The organism is Faecalibacterium faecis, assembly GCF_040096475.1.
GTDB classification, from domain to species: Bacteria; Bacillota; Clostridia; order Oscillospirales; family Ruminococcaceae; genus Faecalibacterium; species Faecalibacterium taiwanense.
The window spans coordinates 96736-111619 of sequence record NZ_JBBMEP010000009.1; the positions used below are offsets into that span (position 1 = coordinate 96736).

The following is a 14884-nucleotide window of genomic DNA, read 5'->3' on the forward strand; positions in this document are numbered from 1 at the left end:
GAGAACCATGTACCGTGCCTTGTACCGCAAATGGAGACCGCAGCGTTTTGAGGATGTGGTAGGCCAGCGGGCCATTGTTACTGCGCTGAAAAACCAGATCACGGCAAACCGTGTGGGCCATGCCTACCTGTTTACCGGCGTGCGCGGCACCGGCAAAACCACCTGCGCCAAGATCTTTGCAAAGGCAGTCAACTGCCTGCATCCGGTCAATGGAGACCCCTGCGGCGAGTGTGAGATCTGCAAGGGCATCGATAACGGCAGCATTCTGGACGTGGTGGAGATGGATGCGGCGTCCAACAACGGTGTGGACGATATCCGCGACCTGCGCGACGAAACAGCTTACACTCCCAGCGCCTGTAAATATAAGGTATACATCATCGATGAGGTGCACATGCTGTCCACAGCAGCATTCAATGCGCTGCTCAAAACGCTGGAAGAACCGCCTGCCCACGTCATCTTTATTCTGGCAACCACTGAGATCCAGAAGGTGCCCGCCACCATTCTTTCCCGCTGCCAGCGGTACGATTTTACCCGCATCGGGCCGGAGGATATCGCCCGCCGGGTGGAATACATTGCAGGTGAGGAAAAGCTGGAGCTTTCGCCGGACGGTGCGGAACTGATCGCCCGTCTGGCCGACGGTGCACTGCGCGATGCGTTGTCCATTCTGGATACCTGCGCAGGCGTTACGGCGAAAATCGATGCCGATGTGGTGCGCCGCATGGCAGGTGTGACCGACCGCAGTTATCTGTTCCGCATTTCGGACGCACTGGAAGCGCAGGACGGTGCCACAGCACTGGCCCAGCTGGCACAGCTTCGCCAGCAGTCTGTGGATGTCAAGCGTCTGACAGAGGAATTGATCGCGCATTATCGTGCTTTGATGCTGGCAGCATTGCCGGGCGGGCAGAGCCTTCTGTCCGGCGTTTCGCCGGAGGAGGAGGCTTTGTATCTGGAAAAAGGCCCGCAGCTTGGCCAGCGGGAGGCCATTCGTGCCATCCGTGCGCTGGGCAGTGCGCTGGAACATATGACCCGCGGCAGCGACCAGCGGATCGAGCTGGAACTTGCACTATTTGGCTTATCCGAACCGCCCCAGCAGCCGCAGGCAGTTCCTGTGCAGGCCGCGCCTGTCCGTGCTGCAGCTCAACCCGCAGCGCCGCAGCCGTTTGCCTCGGCAACTGCTGTGCAGCCCTTTGCAAGCGCTCCGACTACCCAGCCGCCAATACCGTCCGTTCCTGTGGTGCAGCCTGCAGCGGAACCGAAACCTGTAAAGGCAGAACCTTCCGTGCCGTCGGAAATATCTGTAGAGCAGACTTCACCCGTCCAGACCGAAGAGCTGCCGCCGCTGCCGGAGGAACCGCCCGTGCAGCAGGCCGGAATGCTACCTTGGGACGAGCCTGCCGCGCAGGCCGCACAGCCAGCTGCACCCATGCCGGCAGAGTTGGAACCTGTTCCGCAGCCAGAACCGCCCAAACCTGCACCCACGCCCGCTGCAAAGCCTGTGCCGGAAAAGCCGCAGGATGCCGGGCAGGAAGGGACTGCGCTGTATCCGTACTGGCCGCAGGTGGTACAGCAGCTGCAGGAAAAAGATCCCATGCTCTACACCTATCTGCGCAAGTCCAAGGCTTACTTTGATGGCACCCGCGTGCTGATCGACGGCGGCAAGACCTTCCGCGATTTTATCCGCGCCAACAAGGACAGCCAGCGCCTGATCAAAAAGCTGATCAAGGATGTGTCCGGTACGGCGGTGCCCATTGGTCCCTATGAACCAAAGAGCGCTGGCAAAACGGTCTCCAACGCAGAGCAGTCGCTTCGTGCACTGGAAAAGCTGGGGTTGGATGTGTCCATTGAGGATTCCGCAAGGAAAACGAGATCATAAAAATACATTGCATCAATAAGGAGAAACGATTATGAAAGCAAGAATGCCCGCAGGCTTTGGCCGCCCCGATATGAACGCCCTCATGCGTCAGGCACAGAAGATGCAGGAAGATATGAAAGCCAAACAGGCCGAGCTGGAAGCTGCCGAGTACACCGGCAGCGCTGCCGGTGAGATGGTCACTGTTAAGATGAACGGCAAGCACGAAGTGCTGTCCATCACCATCAAGCCCGAGGCTGTGGACCCGGATGATGTTGAAATGCTGGAAGATATGGTGGCTGCTGCCATCAACGCAACCGTCAAGCAGGTGGACGAAACTGCCGAAGCTGAAATGGGCAAGCTGACCGGCGGCATGAACATCCCCGGTCTCTGATCCGGCAGGAGGGAAGAACATGGGCTATACTGCTGCCCCGCTGGAAAAGCTGATCGAAGAATTCAGCAAGTTTCCGGGGATCGGACGCAAGGGCGCTACCCGCATGGCGTATCAGGTGCTGAGCATGTCGGACGAAGATGCCGCCGCACTGGCGGGAGCCATTCAGGGTGCCCACACCAAGCTCCATCGCTGCCGTATCTGCCAGAATTATACAGAAGCGGATATCTGCCCCATCTGTGCCAGTGCAAAACGCGACCCTTCTGTGATCTGCGTGGTGGAAACGCCCCGCGATGTGCAGGCGTTTGAACGCACAAGGGAGTATCACGGCTTGTACCATGTACTGCACGGCCTGCTCAGCCCGATGGACGGCATTACTGCCGAACAGCTGTGCGTCAAGGAACTTCTGGCCCGCCTGGGCGACGGCAAGGTGAAAGAGGTCATCATGGCCATGAACCCCACGGTGGAGGGTGAAGCCACCGCCATGTATCTGGCAAAGCTTATCAAGCCTCTGGGCATCAAGACCACACGTCTGGCCTATGGCCTGCCGGTGGGCGCAAGCCTGGAATACACTGACGAAACCACTTTGTACCGTGCACTTTCTGGCCGTGGTGAGCTGTGAATTGGGAAAAATTTACAATTTCTTCAAAAACAGCCCTTGCAAAACCATAAAAAAATGGTATACTGATACAACAAACCACAATGGAGAAAGGAGGCGCGCGGAATGGCACCCACTAAGGAGCGTCCGGCAACAAAAACCATTGCCACAAACCGTGAAGCGCGCCATGAATACTTCGTTCTGGAAGCGCTGGAAACCGGCGTTGAACTGAAAGGTACGGAGGTCAAGAGCCTGCGTGCCGGAGGGGTCAACCTGAAAGACAGCTGGGTCGATATTGAGGATGGCGAACTGCTGGTAAAGGGAATGCATATCAGTCCCTACGACCACGGAAACATGTTCAATCAGGATCCGATGCGCGTCCGGCGCCTGCTGGCACACAAAAGTGAGATCCGGCGGCTGCATCAGCAGTGCAAGCTGCAGGGATATACCCTTGTGCCGCTTTCGCTCTATTTCAAACATGGCCGCGTGAAAATGGAAGTGGGCCTTTGCAAAGGCAAAAAGCTCTACGATAAGCGTGCCGATGCCGCCCAGCGCGATGCAAAGCGTTCCATTGACCGTGCCATGAAGTCCAACGGCAAATACTATTGATTTTTTCAGACCGCTTCCTGAAGCGGAACTTTTTCAAAGCTTTCTGCACACCGCAAGGTGTGCTTTATAAGGGGGCGTAAAGGTTTCGACGGGGAGAGTGAGGTCTGGGCAGCGGGTAGCAGTGGGGGAACTGCTCTATAACTCCTCCAAAAAAATTAACTGACAATAACAATTCTCAGTTGCTCGCAGCCTGAGTGCTGCGCGTTCCGCCCACTCTTGTGTCGTGTGGGGCCGGGGCGTCCTTTAGACACAGCACCTGAACGGACTTAAGCTTTGCGGACCGGCAGGAACTCATGAAGCTACCAATGCGCTAGCCTGACGATCGGCGTGGCGCGGCGGGAATGTTGTAGATCGCCTGCACCCGGAGATACCTACACTGAACTCTTTTCGGACATGGGTTCGACTCCCATCGCCTCCACCAGCAAAAAGCACCTAGATTCGTTAAAATCTAGGTGCTTTTCTTTGTTTATACCACACTATTTACCACATTTTCGGATTTTAGTGTGTTTTTATCCCTGTCTGATCTCGATCTTCCAGCCCTGTTTTTCAGGCGGCAGCGGCTGCCCTTCCTTATCGCTATTCATGCGCTGGTCAATATCTGCCAGCTGCAAAAAGGCCGGTTGGATTTCTTCAAGCCAGTGATAGCCAACGGATGTATGACAGCGGGGGCAGCAGTCAACAAAGCCGTCAAGCTCCACGGCTGCCACAAGCGGATAAACAACAAAGGTCTTTTTGCAATGGGGGCAGGTCAGGTGCATTTCCAGCATGGTTTTACGCTCCTTCGTTCTTGTTGAAGATAAGACGGTCAAGGCTATATGCGGTTGCGTCACAAGTATGATTGTCCCGATCTGGCACACTGGGCAGGAAGTTCCCGTCTTTATCCGTGTCGTATTCATATTGTGAAAACTCGCGGTAGATGTTCGGCGTGCGCCGGGGGTCAACCACAAGCGTCCGTTTTTGTAACCACTTGATGCGGTAGTTCACACAGCCGGGGTGCTTGGTACAGGGCCGCGCCTGCAAGCCGTATGTACGCAAGTCCATGATGCTCTTGGGTTCGGCGCAGTCGCAATAAATAACCTGTTCCGGGGCTGTTTCTGCGCCTGTGATGGGGTTCTTTCTGGTTTCGCCCACATGGTCAAGGCCGTGCGCCCTGATCTCGGCGGCAAGGGCTTCATTTGACAGGCCGCGCTTGTAAATTTCATCTGCAAAATAGATAGTTTCGGTGCTGCGGTCGTAGTACAGCACCACAACGGCAGCAGGGTCAGACGCAAAGCCGAAATCAACACCGACATAGCGGTAACACTGCATTTCAAGCTCTTCGTCCGCGATCTCGCGCACTTCCAGCGTGGTGAATATCTCGCCGCCGCTGCCGGTGGGAATGCCCAGATACTCATGATCGTACACTTTCGGGTTTAGGCTCTGGATGCGCTGGGCTTCGTTCAGAAACACCTCTCCCAGCCATTCCGGGGGCACCTGGGTGTAATCCGTGTGCAGGGTCAATGCTTCCTCGTTGGGCTGCTGGATGAACTTATTTGCCCAGTTATTCAGGGACACAGGCGGGTTGAAGCTGCGGAACACCACAGGCTTCCCGCCACGGCCTACAGACTGCATTACGCTGCGGACGAAATTTTCACCGGGCAGCTCTGAAAATTCCTCAAACCACACCCATCGGAAAAAGCCCTTTGCAGGCTTGATGGACTTGATTTTGCTGTTATCGTCCAGCCCTCGGAAGATGATCTGTGCGCCGGTGGGAATGTAGGTGCAGCGCATGGGTGACACGGTGCAGCTCCACAGGTCAGACACGCCCAGCGCGTCAATAGCCCACTGGATTTGTGCAAACACGGATTCCCGCAAGGTGCTGCCCCACCGCCTGAACACCACAGCAGAGCCGGTGCCGGTGGGGTCTTTCTGAATGCCGTCCACGATCTCCAACGACACAAAAGAGGATTTGCAGGAGCCACGCCCACCGGGCAAATTGTAGTAGGTGTGTGCATCGGCTGCTATATCCTCATGCAGGGCGTGATATACAGCCGCTTCGTGCTCGGTGGGGTCGATGCCCTGCACGCGCTTAAACGTGGCAGCTCTGGCCGCTTTCCGGGCCTGTAGTGCCCGGATGCGCTTTTCCAGTCGGTCAAGCTCCATTCGCTTCCACCTCGTCCAGCAGCTTTTCCAGCTCTGCCAGCTTCTTCTGCTGTTCGTCAATGCGGATGCAGTTTAGAACGCTGTTGCAGCAATTTGTGATAGCTGTTGCCCGCTGCGGGTCGATCTCGTTATTCAGCAGCATATTTGCGATCTTGGACAGCGTGCGGCGTACCTCTGCGGGAGTTGAAAGTTTGATCTTCAAATATACTCACCTCGATACAAAAAGGGCGCACAGGTCAGCCCCGTGCGCCCAGATGATGCCATATCAGGCGATTGCCTGATAATAGATGCCCTTTGCTTTGTTTTCCAGAACAAACGCGTCGTAGTAAATACGGCCCTCCACCAGACTGCCGGACAGGAAAGGCGGGTCAAGGTGAATCTTGTACTCTGCCAGTTTGACCGGGGCCACGGTAGCCACGGGATGCGCGATCATGAAGCCAAACTTCGCGGGCAGGCGGTTAGACGCGATCTTGACCACATTCAGGCCGTCCAGCTGGGCAATAACGCCCTTCTTGCGCAGTTCTGCACCAATGTCCTGATTGTCAAAGGTGGCCTTGGACTGCTTCAGGAGCGTGTAGGTGGTCGGGGTCAGAATGAGCACGCGATCAGATGCGGGCACCTCTGCATCATCCATCTGGGCATTTGCCGTGATGATCTGCGTATAGATGTTTTCAGCGGTCAGGGCTGCGGCTTCCGGCTTAATGCCTGCATTTGCTGCCATCACGCTGTAAACATAGGAGTCAATCTCCGGGAACACCTTCTCACGCTGCTGGCGTGCCAGAGCGCTGGCGGCGGCAACCTGCATCTTGGTTTCGTCCGTGTCCATCTTGTCCACCTCGAAAGTGAACGAACGATCTTTGTTGATCGTGAATGTCTCGGTGGTGGCCTGCAGGGTGCTGATCGTGCCATACTGAGACTTATTCCCCTCGAGAATGGGGCCGTTGCGGTTGAAGTCCTCCATCTCGGTGGACTGCATCTTATACAGCTTGATGGTCTTTGCGCCGTCAAAGCTGAAATCCTTGTTCGTCACAAGGCTGGTTTTGCTTTCGGAGTAAAACTGTTCGTCTGTATATGCCTGGAACTGGGTTGCTAACTCAATAGCCATTTATAGATCCTCTTTCAGTTGTTCAGACCGAAAGCCCGCTTCAACTCAGCGTCTTTATCTTTGCCCTGAGAAAGCCACATCGGCGGGGTGTCCACCTTTGCGCCGGTGGTCGTCTTAGTGACGCTGTACCCATTGCCGGTGACGCTCTGCACCGCCTTTACAGCGGTCTTGAACGCTTCCGGGTCGCTGGTGTCCAGCTTATCCAGCAGTGCCGCGCTGATATGGTTATCAGTCAGATACTGCTTGCAGGCTTCCCGGGCTTCCCACTGGCTGAAACGCTGGCTTTTGGCTTCCAACGCTTCCTCGCGGGCTTTCAGATCTTTTTCTCGTGCGTCAAGGTCGCCCACGCGCTCGGCACTCTTGGAGCGCTCACGGGCAAGCCGGTCTGCAACGATGGTGTTTACTTCGGATTGTGAAAACATCCGCTCAGAGCCGTTATTTTCGGGCTGCTGGGCGGCGCTGGGGGTAGGGTTGGGATTTTCCATTGATAGCACCTCATTTTCCGTATGAGTAGACGTAAAAAGCAGCAGGTGGCAAACCTTATGCCGCGCATGGTGCACCGGGGAAAGGAAAAGTCCGGTGCAAGGGGTATGTCCGCTCCTGCAATGCTGGGCGCTCTGATCGTGGGTCATGGCACACCCACAGCCAGACCGTGCAGCAAAGAGCAGTCAGGAGCCGGACGGCGCTATAATCCGCCTGCTATGGTCAGTATACCACATTCTGTTGTAAAATGCAAATATAATGCTATTCAATGTCAATTTATTGCTACATTGCGTTTCTGCTGAGACAACTGTAAACTGTATGCGCCGTAGCTCATGCCCATAGCATCAGCCATCACAGCAGCTTCGCCCAGTGACAGCCGTTCGCCGTGTTCCGCATGGTATGCAGCCCATGCCAGAGTACGGACGCGGGCCCGTTCCTTTTCGTCCTGGGCTTTCCATACTGCACATTCAAGGCAGCGGCTTTCATTGGCAAAATGCCACATCACAGCGCCGCATACAGGGCACTTCTTGAGCTTCGTTTTCGTCATGGTATAGAATGACCTCCGGCAAATAAAAAGAGCGCACAGCGGCCTGCTGGGCCGTCATACGCTCTCAGGGGTGGGGGTGGCGCTATGTACTCAACGCACCACCGTTAAATTTTACGCGTTGTAATGGTCTGAAAGAGCGTCTGTACTACGCTCATATTGTACCATAAAACGGACGCAACTGCAAGAATATCACCTTGCAATGTCATTCTTCGGCTGCTTCTTTCTCGTAGTCGTCCAGCCATGCTTCCACAGTAGGAATATTCATCGGCGGCGGGGCAACAACGGTGTTGGTCGCTGCATCTGCGATAAAGAAAGTGAAAGTGTGCTCGTCAAAACGAACGTCCAGACCAAAAGTATGGGCACGCTTCATCTGCTCAATAAGCCGGATCATCCCTCGCTGTTCGTCCTCGTCCAGCTTCTCAAAAGCCACGCACAGGGCTTCTAAAGATTCTTCTCTCGTCATGTTGCACACCCCCTTACCGGATGCCGCTGAACCACATCACAGCGGCACCCACGAAGAACATCAGCGCCACAGGGGCGACACAAGAAAATTGATAAGCGGTGTAACCAAACATTGAAAATCCCTCTTCTTTCTGCTAAAATGAGGGCGGGAAACATTACTGCAATGCGTTGTCCCGCCATTTGCCGCCCGTCCCTGTTGGCGCAGGGAAAGGCGGCTTTCTGTTTGTCGGCGGTCTTGGGCTTACTGCTGGGGCAGGTCGCTCACCCTGACAGACAGAACCGGCACGCCTTCAGCGTTCACCATCGGAACAATCTTCAGCTCTGCGCTGGGTTCTTTGGCGTTAGACTTGTCATGGAACAGCAGAACAACGCCCTCGCTAGGGTCGCACCCATCTTCTTCATGCAGCGGCTTCAGCAGGCCGAAGTAGTTGGGCAGCATCGAAGAAATAGAATCGGTGTCAAGATCAACGTCCGGGTTAAAGCCAGGCGTATAGTTGATGTCGGGCAGTCCCAGTGCTGCACGCACCATCACAGGGTAACGCGTAGCCAAACGATAGGCATTCAGCTGCGCCGCGTCTGCACACTTCCGTGCCAGCTCTGCCAGAGTAACCACCGCCTGCCCATCAACTGCCAGCAGTTCCGCTGCGTCCAAGAAGTCGGCGTATGCACGGTGAAACTCTGCACTGTTCTCATAGCGGATAAGATCGTCCATCTTAACGATCTCATTGGCAGCGCACTGGGTATCGTTGACGGTCTGGGGCTGCTGTTCTTCGTCACAGATGAACGTGCCGATCACAGAGCCGTCCGGGGTAATGGTCAGCAGGTCGGAGTAGCCCTCGTAGGCACTTTCAAAGGTCAACAGGGTGTTGCCCTTCTCATTGCGGGATGCATTCAGCAGCTTCTCGCCGTTCAGGCACTCGCCGATGGTGTCAACGCTGGTGGTGTTGAAAAAATGCTTCATTTCGTTCATGGTAAAATCCTTCCTGTGCCCGTACTGGGCACGATCAAAATATCAACGCGCTCTTTTTTGAGCGGGTCGGCTTAGTTGGTGCGGGTCATGCGCTCCACATAGATCCAGATCAGGCGCAGTTTGCGCAGGTTTGCCTTTTCCAGCAACTTGGTGATTGCCTCAACATAGCGGTCACGGTTTACCTGTGTGTCGTTCACAAAATCACCCCCTCACGCGCTCTTGCTGCTGTCGCTGATCTGAGCAGCAGGCTGGGTGCCCTGCGTCAGCTGGGGCGCTGTCTTTGGGGTCTGCAGGGCTTTTGCCGGGGCTTTTTTAATTGCCTGCATGAATGCCGGGCGATAGATGCGGTTCATCTCGCTCACGCTGGTATCACGGGATGCAAGCAAGCTGCGCATTGCGGACGGATTGCCGTAGAGCTTGCGCACAGCTTCCGGCAGAGCGTTAAATACATCCCATGCCCGCGCAAGGCACTTTTCCCGGCTGTTTTCTTCGTCCAGATTTCCACCGTTCCGGGCGCACTCTAGCTCGCTGTCAATCCGTTTGGCCGCTGCCAGAGTGCTTACCCACATCTGTTCCGGGGACGGCAGCGCGTCAAGCTGGATGTCCCGCACAGCTTCCTGCCAGTCAGCAAGGAACTGTTTCGGATAGCGGCAATTACCCAGTGCAGCATAGAAAGCTGCTTCGGCAATATCATCCGGCACAGTGCCCAGATTGGCCGTGTAGGCTTTCAGCTGAGCGGTTATGGTTTCATCAGAAAGGTGCTGCTCGAAGTAGTCCATGCGGGTCTGCATCAGTTCTTTTACCTTTTCAAGGGTCATTTTGTATCACGCTCCATTCTTTCGCTTGAGGTTTTCGATTATTCGGCTGATCTGGTCGCCAGCGCTCTCAAACTCTGGCACGGTGCTGGCGGGCTTGTCCTTGTCCAGCGGATAAAACTTTAACCATCCCTGCCGCGTGGCCTGCTTGATGATCTGCACCCATTCACAGCGGTGAAATTCTTCATCCAGCTGCTGGCACAGGCTGCGGCGCATGGTATCTGTTAGGCTCTTGCGCTTTTCCTTGCGCATTCGGTCGTAATCCTGAAGAGCTTGCAGCAGTTCACCGTCACCATCGGCAAAAGATGTGAAAATATCCACAGGGGGAGTATCAGGCTCACCAGCCGCGGCAGCGGCGTTGCTCTCCTGTTCTAACCTACACTTCTCTACACTATCCTTCACTGTACTATACTGCGGTTCCTGCTGGTTTCCGTTTTGGTTCCTGATTGGTTCCGAAATGGTTCCATTGCCAGAAAGGATGTAACGCTTTGATGCTGATTCTTTCAGCAGTGCAAGCTCGTTTTGAAACATAGTCTTGCGGTAACGGTCACTCTTGAGCGTGTTGTTTACCTTCCAGTCAGTCACAACAAGCACACCAGAACTGAACGAAATCACATAACCAGCGGCTTCCAACTGCTTCAAATCACCAGTAGTGCATCCGATGGTGCGCACGATGGTGCGGGGGCTTGAAACAAACCCGTCATCATCGGCACGCATACCCAAATGAAAGTAGAGCGCCTGCGTTTTGGACGGTAGGTCAAGAAAAGCGTCGGTTTCCACCACGTCCACCGAAAACATTCTTTTATTTGCCATCATGCGCCCTTCTTGCTCTTGGGAGACGGTTCAAAGAAAAACTCTCCGATCTGCTCCCGGGGAATGTTCAAGACAGCGGCCACGCGGGTGATCTCTGCACTTGTCCACGGTTGATAGCCCTTCATCCGGGCGGTCATGGTGCTTTTTGCCATGCCTGCGGCCTGTGCAACATCGCCCTGCCGCATCTCGCATTCAGCAAAGCGCACACGCAACTTGTGAAATGGTTGATACATTTAGTCCACCTCTTTTAATTCGTCCAGCGGCACGCCCAGTGCGGCAGCGAGCCGCTTCGCGTTCAACGGATTCATGGAGCCGCCGCTGCGTGCTTTATTGACGATAGAGCGAGAAATGGTTCCGCGCTCGCACACATCAGCAATACGCAAATCAAGCTGCGCCATACGGGCAATCACTTTCACACGATTCAATCGCATTGTAAAAGACTCCTTTCGTACTATCGCTTACTGTTCGGACTAGGTTCTAAGTTGCTGAGAAACTTTTGTTTCTGTCTGTATTATAGCAGAGCTAAAAGTTACTGTCAAGATGATTGCAGAAATTTTTATTGCTGTTCAAACCGAATCGTGGTACACTATATAAAAAGGGGGGGCATTGGGGATGGAGCAAACCATCGGCGCAAAAATTAGAGAACTCCGAAAAGCGCGAGGCTTGACGCAAAAGGAACTCGGAGAAAGGGCTGGAATTGCCGAACCAACGATACGCCGTTATGAACTCGGAAAATTAAACCCGAAATTTGAAACTGTACAGAAAATTGCAAAGGCGTTAAATGTACCGGAAGCGTTCTTTTATCCGATTGACGAACAGATAGAAACAGCCAAAAGGGAAGCTAAAAGCGAACTTTGGGCAGCTGAAACACTTGCAAGGGACAACGGGAAGCCGTGGGACGTTCCGACTTATAATCAAGAGCGAGAGCGTGTCATTCTAGATATGTCGCGGCGTTATTCTGTTGCTCCTGAGATTCTTTTTGCCTTTATCCCACAGCGTACAGATGATGAATATAGCAAAGGTGCGATATATATTGACTCCACCCATGAGGGAAGCGCCAAAAGTAAAGCCCGGAACTTGTTCAACTCGCTGCAATCCGATGTCCAAAAGAAAGCCGCCGTGCAGATTGCAATAGATGATCTGTGGAACCGTTACGGAGAAAAGCCGCTGCCCGTATTTGAAGCAATCCTATCAAAGTGCTACGAAGAAAATGATGCTCACACGCTGAAGCTGGTTGAAGATTTGGAAGCGCTCGTATATGCTCCCGATAAAAAATAAAGCCCACTGCGCAGAGCACAGCAGGCGGGGGGTGTCGCGTTTCACGACACCCACTGACGGGCAATCATTGACATAGAAAGAAGGTGAACCAATGGAATTGACCATAGAGAACCTGCGCACACTGGCTCAGGGCGGGCAAATCTTTCTAACAGCCCATTCACAGGCCCGGCTTTATGAGCGCGGTATCCTGCTGGCAGACATTCGGCAGGCCATCCAGAGCGGGAAGATCATCGAATACCGTCCGGATGATTACCGCTGTCCGTCCTGTTTGGTGCTGGGGGTCAATCTGGCAGGCCGCTGGCTGCACGTTGTGTGCGGTATCCATGAGGGTGCATTGTGGATCCTCACAGCCTACTGGCCAGATCTCGACCACTGGAACGCAACGTATACTGAACGAAAGAAGAAAGGGGAATAAATTATGACTTGCTTTTTCTGCAAGGGCGAAATGAAGCCCAGCACGACCATTCACACGGTGCAGCTGAAGAACTGCGTTGTGGTTATCAAAAATGTTCCCTGCATGGAGTGCGAACAGTGCGGTGAAGTCGTGCTGTCTGCCGATACAGTGGAGAAGATAGAGCGCATTTTGCAGACGGTCGAAAAGGCTGTTGCTGAAATTACCGTGGTCAACTTCCCGGATTGTGCAGCATGAGCAGGCGAACGAACAGCGCCGTTTGGCAGGAAGCTTACAGCCGGTGGCGGGTGGCGGTGCAGAAAGACGGCCAGCGCCGGTATTTTTACAGCAGCACCCCAGGCCGCACAGGCCAGCGGGAAGCGAACCGCAAGGCTGATGCGTGGCTTGAGGACGGCATAGGCGCGAAAGTAGGCCGCGTTGAGGACGTGTATAAACTCTGGCTCGAGGGCTTAAAGCAGACCACCAGCGCAAGCAATTATGAACCGATCGAAAGCCGGTGGCGTACCTGGGTGCTGCCGATCATCGGCAAAAAGCGGGTCAATGCCCTGACGGATGCCGATTTGCAAGCCATCGTAAACAAGGCCGCTGCCGCTGGCAAGAGCCGGAAAACGCTGCAGTCCATTGCCGGTGATCTCCGGGCCTTTTGCAAATTCTGCCGCAAAGCAAAGCTCTCCACCTATCTGCCGGAGGATGTGCAAATACCAGCCAGCGCACGCCTGAAGGGCAAGAAGGTCTTGCAGCCAGATGATTTAATAAAGCTGTTCAGCATCGACACGACATTGTATCGCAACAAGCGCGTGCACGATGATTATATCAACGCATACAGATTTGCGGTGCTTACCGGCTTGCGGCCCGGGGAACTGCTGGGCCTGCGCTGGGCAGATATCAAAGGCAGCACCGTCAACATCTCCCGTGCCATCAACGTAAAAGGGCAGGAGACGCGCGGAAAGAACGAAAATGCTTGCCGGTCATTCGTCCTGCCGGACGTTGCAAAAGCTGTCCTAGAAGCTCAGAGGGCTATCACCGGCCATTGTGAAAGCGTGTTCTGTCTGGAAACAGAGCGCCGGTTTTATAAGCGCTGGAAAGTGTTCTGCGCTGCCAACGATCTGCAGCCGGTCAGTCTGTACGAATTGCGGCACAGCTTTGTCTCCGCAATCAAGACGCTTCCCGCCGGGGAGGTCAAGGCGCTTGTAGGCCACAGCCAGGACATGGACACATTCGGCCAGTACAGCCACGCTCTGACGGGTGAGGATGTGCAGACCGCGCAGGCCGTCAATGCGGTATTTATGAAGCTGTTGCACGGCTGAAAAATACCACAGTTTTTACCACACTTTCAGATTTTAGGGAACTGGGTGCGGTTCTATGTGCAGAATTTAAGCCCATAGCAACGCCACATTTTCAGACTGAAAATTGCGATTTTTTCACGATAGAACGGCGGGAATTGGTTCGACTCCCATCGCCTCCACCAAACAAGAAAAATCCGAACCTGTTTCCGATTGGAGAAGGGTTCGGATTTTTCGTTTTCTTCGGGTATAACAATGAAGGCTCCCGTGGACGGCGCAAAACTCCGATACCTTGTCATAGACCGTAAGCCACTAACAAAATTTGGAGGATGCGATTATGAAGTACGATGCAAGAGCCTGTTTGTTCAATATGGATACCGGGTGTGTGGAGTTGACTCTCCAAGATGGGAGAAAAATTTCCATTGACTGCACCGGGGTTGAGGATGCACTGGACGTGACCATGGCGCAGAGGTCGGAGTTAGACTATCTCGTCTATAATGACCCGCTTGGCTATGCGGATTTGATTCTGAACGGTGACCCGGAGGAATATTTGAAAAATGCAGCCGGGAGCCATGGGCTAGAAGATTGAGGGCAAAAAAATAAGAGGTGTGCCCAACTGGACACACCTCGGTGAGATACATCTATATAAGGCAGGGCGTTCCCTTTACTGGGAGCGTCCTGCTGTTTTTATGCTGCAACAGGCAAGGCTTGTAGAGCTTCCTGCTCTTTCAGCCATTCCTCATATTCACGCTGGCCTTCCTCGCTGTTGAAAAACTCAACCATGGAGGGATAAAAGCAACGTGCAAGGGTCTTGATTGCTTCATCCGGGTAGCCGGATTTGTTTGACTTCTTCTTTTTATTCAAATGGTATCCTCCGAAAATCAAAGTTCCATATCCTGCCCGCGCCTGCGGTTTCGCTGCTGCACATTCATGGTGAGCTCCTGCTTGGGGGCAAGAATCTTTTCCAGAAAGCCGCGCACCAGTTCAGGCGCACGGTGGAGAGCATCCAGATAAGGCTTCACATCATACCAAAGGTCGTGGTACTTGTTGCTCCAACGAACGGCCTCCTTCTTGGCGGTGGAAAGTTCTTCTTTCAAGCGGCGGTTCTCCACGTCCATCATATAGCC

At 54.1% G+C, this 14884-nt stretch carries 23 protein-coding genes, 1 other RNA gene and 1 pseudogene; 10 read left to right on the top strand and 15 right to left on the bottom strand.

Translation table 11 applies throughout. The features are described 5' to 3' along the window. The first annotated feature begins 7 nt into the window (after positions 1-7). The 5 genes from dnaX to ssrA all read left to right on the top strand — a co-directional run bounded on the left by dnaX (position 8) and on the right by ssrA (position 3868). Positions 8-1873 carry a DNA polymerase III subunit gamma/tau gene (gene dnaX / locus WMO17_RS06430; protein WP_120079213.1) on the top strand — a complete coding sequence of 622 codons (1866 nt, stop codon included), beginning with the start codon at positions 8-10 and terminating at the stop codon, positions 1871-1873. Positions 1874-1904: 31 nt separating this feature from the next. Then, the gene (locus tag WMO17_RS06435) at positions 1905-2243 is read left to right on the top strand and encodes a YbaB/EbfC family nucleoid-associated protein (RefSeq protein ID WP_097774953.1); all 339 of its coding nucleotides are present in this window, start codon (positions 1905-1907) and stop codon (positions 2241-2243) included. A 19-nt stretch (positions 2244-2262) separates the two neighbouring features. Next, a complete protein-coding gene (gene recR, locus WMO17_RS06440) occupies positions 2263-2862 on the top strand; it encodes a recombination mediator RecR (RefSeq protein WP_005941730.1) in 600 nt (199 codons plus the stop codon). A 102-nt stretch (positions 2863-2964) separates the two neighbouring features. After that, a complete protein-coding gene (smpB, locus tag WMO17_RS06445; protein WP_005941729.1) occupies positions 2965-3447 on the top strand; it encodes an SsrA-binding protein SmpB in 483 nt (160 codons plus the stop codon). Between the two features lie 70 nt (positions 3448-3517). Continuing rightward, positions 3518-3868, top strand: a transfer-messenger RNA (tmRNA) gene (gene ssrA / locus WMO17_RS06450). A gap of 88 nt (positions 3869-3956) precedes the next feature. Here the strand turns inward: ssrA and WMO17_RS06455 are convergent. The 13 genes from WMO17_RS06455 to WMO17_RS06515 all read right to left on the bottom strand — a co-directional run bounded on the left by WMO17_RS06455 (position 3957) and on the right by WMO17_RS06515 (position 11215). Beyond that, positions 3957-4214: a CpXC domain-containing protein gene (locus WMO17_RS06455; protein ID WP_349137704.1), complete on the bottom strand. Its 258-nt coding sequence runs from the start codon at positions 4212-4214 to the stop codon at positions 3957-3959. Positions 4215-4218: 4 nt separating this feature from the next. After that, complete coding sequence (locus WMO17_RS06460) at positions 4219-5589, bottom strand: PBSX family phage terminase large subunit (RefSeq protein ID WP_349137705.1); 1371 nt, start codon at positions 5587-5589, stop codon at positions 4219-4221. Continuing rightward, positions 5579-5791 carry a hypothetical protein gene (locus WMO17_RS06465; RefSeq protein ID WP_349137706.1) on the bottom strand — a complete coding sequence of 71 codons (213 nt, stop codon included), beginning with the start codon at positions 5789-5791 and terminating at the stop codon, positions 5579-5581. The genes WMO17_RS06460 and WMO17_RS06465 overlap by 11 nt, the downstream gene beginning before the upstream one ends. A 63-nt stretch (positions 5792-5854) precedes the next feature. Continuing rightward, complete coding sequence (locus WMO17_RS06470; protein WP_349137707.1) at positions 5855-6694, bottom strand: phage major capsid protein; 840 nt, start codon at positions 6692-6694, stop codon at positions 5855-5857. Between the two features lie 14 nt (positions 6695-6708). After that, positions 6709-7179 carry a capsid assembly scaffolding protein Gp46 family protein gene (locus WMO17_RS06475; RefSeq protein ID WP_349137708.1) on the bottom strand — a complete coding sequence of 157 codons (471 nt, stop codon included), beginning with the start codon at positions 7177-7179 and terminating at the stop codon, positions 6709-6711. Between the two features lie 269 nt (positions 7180-7448). Further along, complete coding sequence (locus WMO17_RS06480; RefSeq protein WP_349137709.1) at positions 7449-7724, bottom strand: hypothetical protein; 276 nt, start codon at positions 7722-7724, stop codon at positions 7449-7451. Between the two features lie 202 nt (positions 7725-7926). Next, positions 7927-8187, bottom strand: a complete 261-nt coding sequence (locus WMO17_RS06485; protein WP_349137710.1) for a hypothetical protein — start codon at positions 8185-8187, stop codon at positions 7927-7929. 240 nt (positions 8188-8427) lie between these two features. Continuing rightward, positions 8428-9156 (bottom strand): hypothetical protein, encoded by a 729-nt coding sequence (locus WMO17_RS06490; RefSeq protein ID WP_349137711.1) that lies wholly within the window; start codon positions 9154-9156, stop codon positions 8428-8430. Between the two features lie 71 nt (positions 9157-9227). Beyond that, positions 9228-9353 (bottom strand): hypothetical protein, encoded by a 126-nt coding sequence (locus tag WMO17_RS06495; RefSeq protein WP_349137712.1) that lies wholly within the window; start codon positions 9351-9353, stop codon positions 9228-9230. A gap of 12 nt (positions 9354-9365) precedes the next feature. After that, positions 9366-9974: a hypothetical protein gene (locus WMO17_RS06500; protein WP_349137713.1), complete on the bottom strand. Its 609-nt coding sequence runs from the start codon at positions 9972-9974 to the stop codon at positions 9366-9368. Positions 9975-9980: 6 nt separating this feature from the next. Next, the gene (locus WMO17_RS06505) at positions 9981-10787 is read right to left on the bottom strand and encodes a phage replication initiator YdaU family protein (protein WP_349137714.1); all 807 of its coding nucleotides are present in this window, start codon (positions 10785-10787) and stop codon (positions 9981-9983) included. Beyond that, a complete protein-coding gene (locus tag WMO17_RS06510) occupies positions 10784-11017 on the bottom strand; it encodes a DUF739 family protein (protein WP_349137715.1) in 234 nt (77 codons plus the stop codon). Before WMO17_RS06510 ends, WMO17_RS06505 begins: the two co-directional genes overlap by 4 nt. Further along, on the bottom strand, positions 11018-11215 hold the full coding sequence (locus WMO17_RS06515) for a helix-turn-helix domain-containing protein (RefSeq protein ID WP_349137716.1): 198 nt from the start codon (positions 11213-11215) through the stop codon (positions 11018-11020). Between the two features lie 181 nt (positions 11216-11396). On the opposite strand from WMO17_RS06515, the gene WMO17_RS06520 reads away from it, so the two are divergent. The 5 genes from WMO17_RS06520 (at position 11397) to WMO17_RS06540 (ending at position 14346) form a co-directional block, all read left to right on the top strand. Then, positions 11397-12062, top strand: coding sequence for a helix-turn-helix domain-containing protein (locus WMO17_RS06520; RefSeq protein WP_349137717.1), 666 nt, complete (start codon positions 11397-11399; stop codon positions 12060-12062). 91 nt (positions 12063-12153) lie between these two features. Further along, positions 12154-12477, top strand: coding sequence for a DUF4258 domain-containing protein (locus WMO17_RS06525; RefSeq protein WP_156069998.1), 324 nt, complete (start codon positions 12154-12156; stop codon positions 12475-12477). 3 nt (positions 12478-12480) lie between these two features. Next, a complete protein-coding gene (locus WMO17_RS06530; RefSeq protein WP_154259704.1) occupies positions 12481-12711 on the top strand; it encodes a type II toxin-antitoxin system MqsA family antitoxin in 231 nt (76 codons plus the stop codon). Then, a complete protein-coding gene (locus WMO17_RS06535) occupies positions 12708-13781 on the top strand; it encodes a site-specific integrase (protein WP_349137718.1) in 1074 nt (357 codons plus the stop codon). The genes WMO17_RS06530 and WMO17_RS06535 overlap by 4 nt, the downstream gene beginning before the upstream one ends. A 313-nt stretch (positions 13782-14094) precedes the next feature. Further along, a complete protein-coding gene (locus tag WMO17_RS06540) occupies positions 14095-14346 on the top strand; it encodes a DUF6061 family protein (RefSeq protein WP_156069843.1) in 252 nt (83 codons plus the stop codon). A 98-nt stretch (positions 14347-14444) separates the two neighbouring features. On the opposite strand, the gene WMO17_RS06545 is transcribed toward WMO17_RS06540, so the two are convergent. Further along, the gene (locus WMO17_RS06545) at positions 14445-14621 is read right to left on the bottom strand and encodes a hypothetical protein (RefSeq protein ID WP_223387700.1); all 177 of its coding nucleotides are present in this window, start codon (positions 14619-14621) and stop codon (positions 14445-14447) included. A gap of 17 nt (positions 14622-14638) precedes the next feature. Further along, positions 14639-14884 (bottom strand): annotated as a pseudogene (locus tag WMO17_RS06550) (plasmid recombination protein); the annotation flags it as partial.

Bases quoted from the DNA above. Each gene is read 5' to 3' on its own strand.
- dnaX (WP_120079213.1), top strand. From the start codon at position 8: ATGTACCGTGCCTTGTACCGCAAATGGAGACCGCAGCGTTTTGAGGAT.
- WMO17_RS06435 (WP_097774953.1), top strand. From the start codon at position 1,905: ATGAAAGCAAGAATGCCCGCAGGCTTTGGCCGCCCCGATATGAACGCC.
- recR (WP_005941730.1), top strand. From the start codon at position 2,263: ATGGGCTATACTGCTGCCCCGCTGGAAAAGCTGATCGAAGAATTCAGC.
- smpB (WP_005941729.1), top strand. From the start codon at position 2,965: ATGGCACCCACTAAGGAGCGTCCGGCAACAAAAACCATTGCCACAAAC.
- WMO17_RS06455 (WP_349137704.1), bottom strand. From the start codon at position 4,214: ATGCTGGAAATGCACCTGACCTGCCCCCATTGCAAAAAGACCTTTGTT.
- WMO17_RS06460 (WP_349137705.1), bottom strand. From the start codon at position 5,589: ATGGAGCTTGACCGACTGGAAAAGCGCATCCGGGCACTACAGGCCCGG.
- WMO17_RS06470 (WP_349137707.1), bottom strand. From the start codon at position 6,694: ATGGCTATTGAGTTAGCAACCCAGTTCCAGGCATATACAGACGAACAG.
- WMO17_RS06475 (WP_349137708.1), bottom strand. From the start codon at position 7,179: ATGGAAAATCCCAACCCTACCCCCAGCGCCGCCCAGCAGCCCGAAAAT.
- WMO17_RS06480 (WP_349137709.1), bottom strand. From the start codon at position 7,724: ATGACGAAAACGAAGCTCAAGAAGTGCCCTGTATGCGGCGCTGTGATG.
- WMO17_RS06485 (WP_349137710.1), bottom strand. From the start codon at position 8,187: ATGACGAGAGAAGAATCTTTAGAAGCCCTGTGCGTGGCTTTTGAGAAG.
- WMO17_RS06490 (WP_349137711.1), bottom strand. From the start codon at position 9,156: ATGAACGAAATGAAGCATTTTTTCAACACCACCAGCGTTGACACCATC.
- WMO17_RS06500 (WP_349137713.1), bottom strand. From the start codon at position 9,974: ATGACCCTTGAAAAGGTAAAAGAACTGATGCAGACCCGCATGGACTAC.
- WMO17_RS06505 (WP_349137714.1), bottom strand. From the start codon at position 10,787: ATGATGGCAAATAAAAGAATGTTTTCGGTGGACGTGGTGGAAACCGAC.
- WMO17_RS06510 (WP_349137715.1), bottom strand. From the start codon at position 11,017: ATGTATCAACCATTTCACAAGTTGCGTGTGCGCTTTGCTGAATGCGAG.
- WMO17_RS06515 (WP_349137716.1), bottom strand. From the start codon at position 11,215: ATGCGATTGAATCGTGTGAAAGTGATTGCCCGTATGGCGCAGCTTGAT.
- WMO17_RS06520 (WP_349137717.1), top strand. From the start codon at position 11,397: ATGGAGCAAACCATCGGCGCAAAAATTAGAGAACTCCGAAAAGCGCGA.
- WMO17_RS06525 (WP_156069998.1), top strand. From the start codon at position 12,154: ATGGAATTGACCATAGAGAACCTGCGCACACTGGCTCAGGGCGGGCAA.
- WMO17_RS06530 (WP_154259704.1), top strand. From the start codon at position 12,481: ATGACTTGCTTTTTCTGCAAGGGCGAAATGAAGCCCAGCACGACCATT.
- WMO17_RS06535 (WP_349137718.1), top strand. From the start codon at position 12,708: ATGAGCAGGCGAACGAACAGCGCCGTTTGGCAGGAAGCTTACAGCCGG.
- WMO17_RS06540 (WP_156069843.1), top strand. From the start codon at position 14,095: ATGAAGTACGATGCAAGAGCCTGTTTGTTCAATATGGATACCGGGTGT.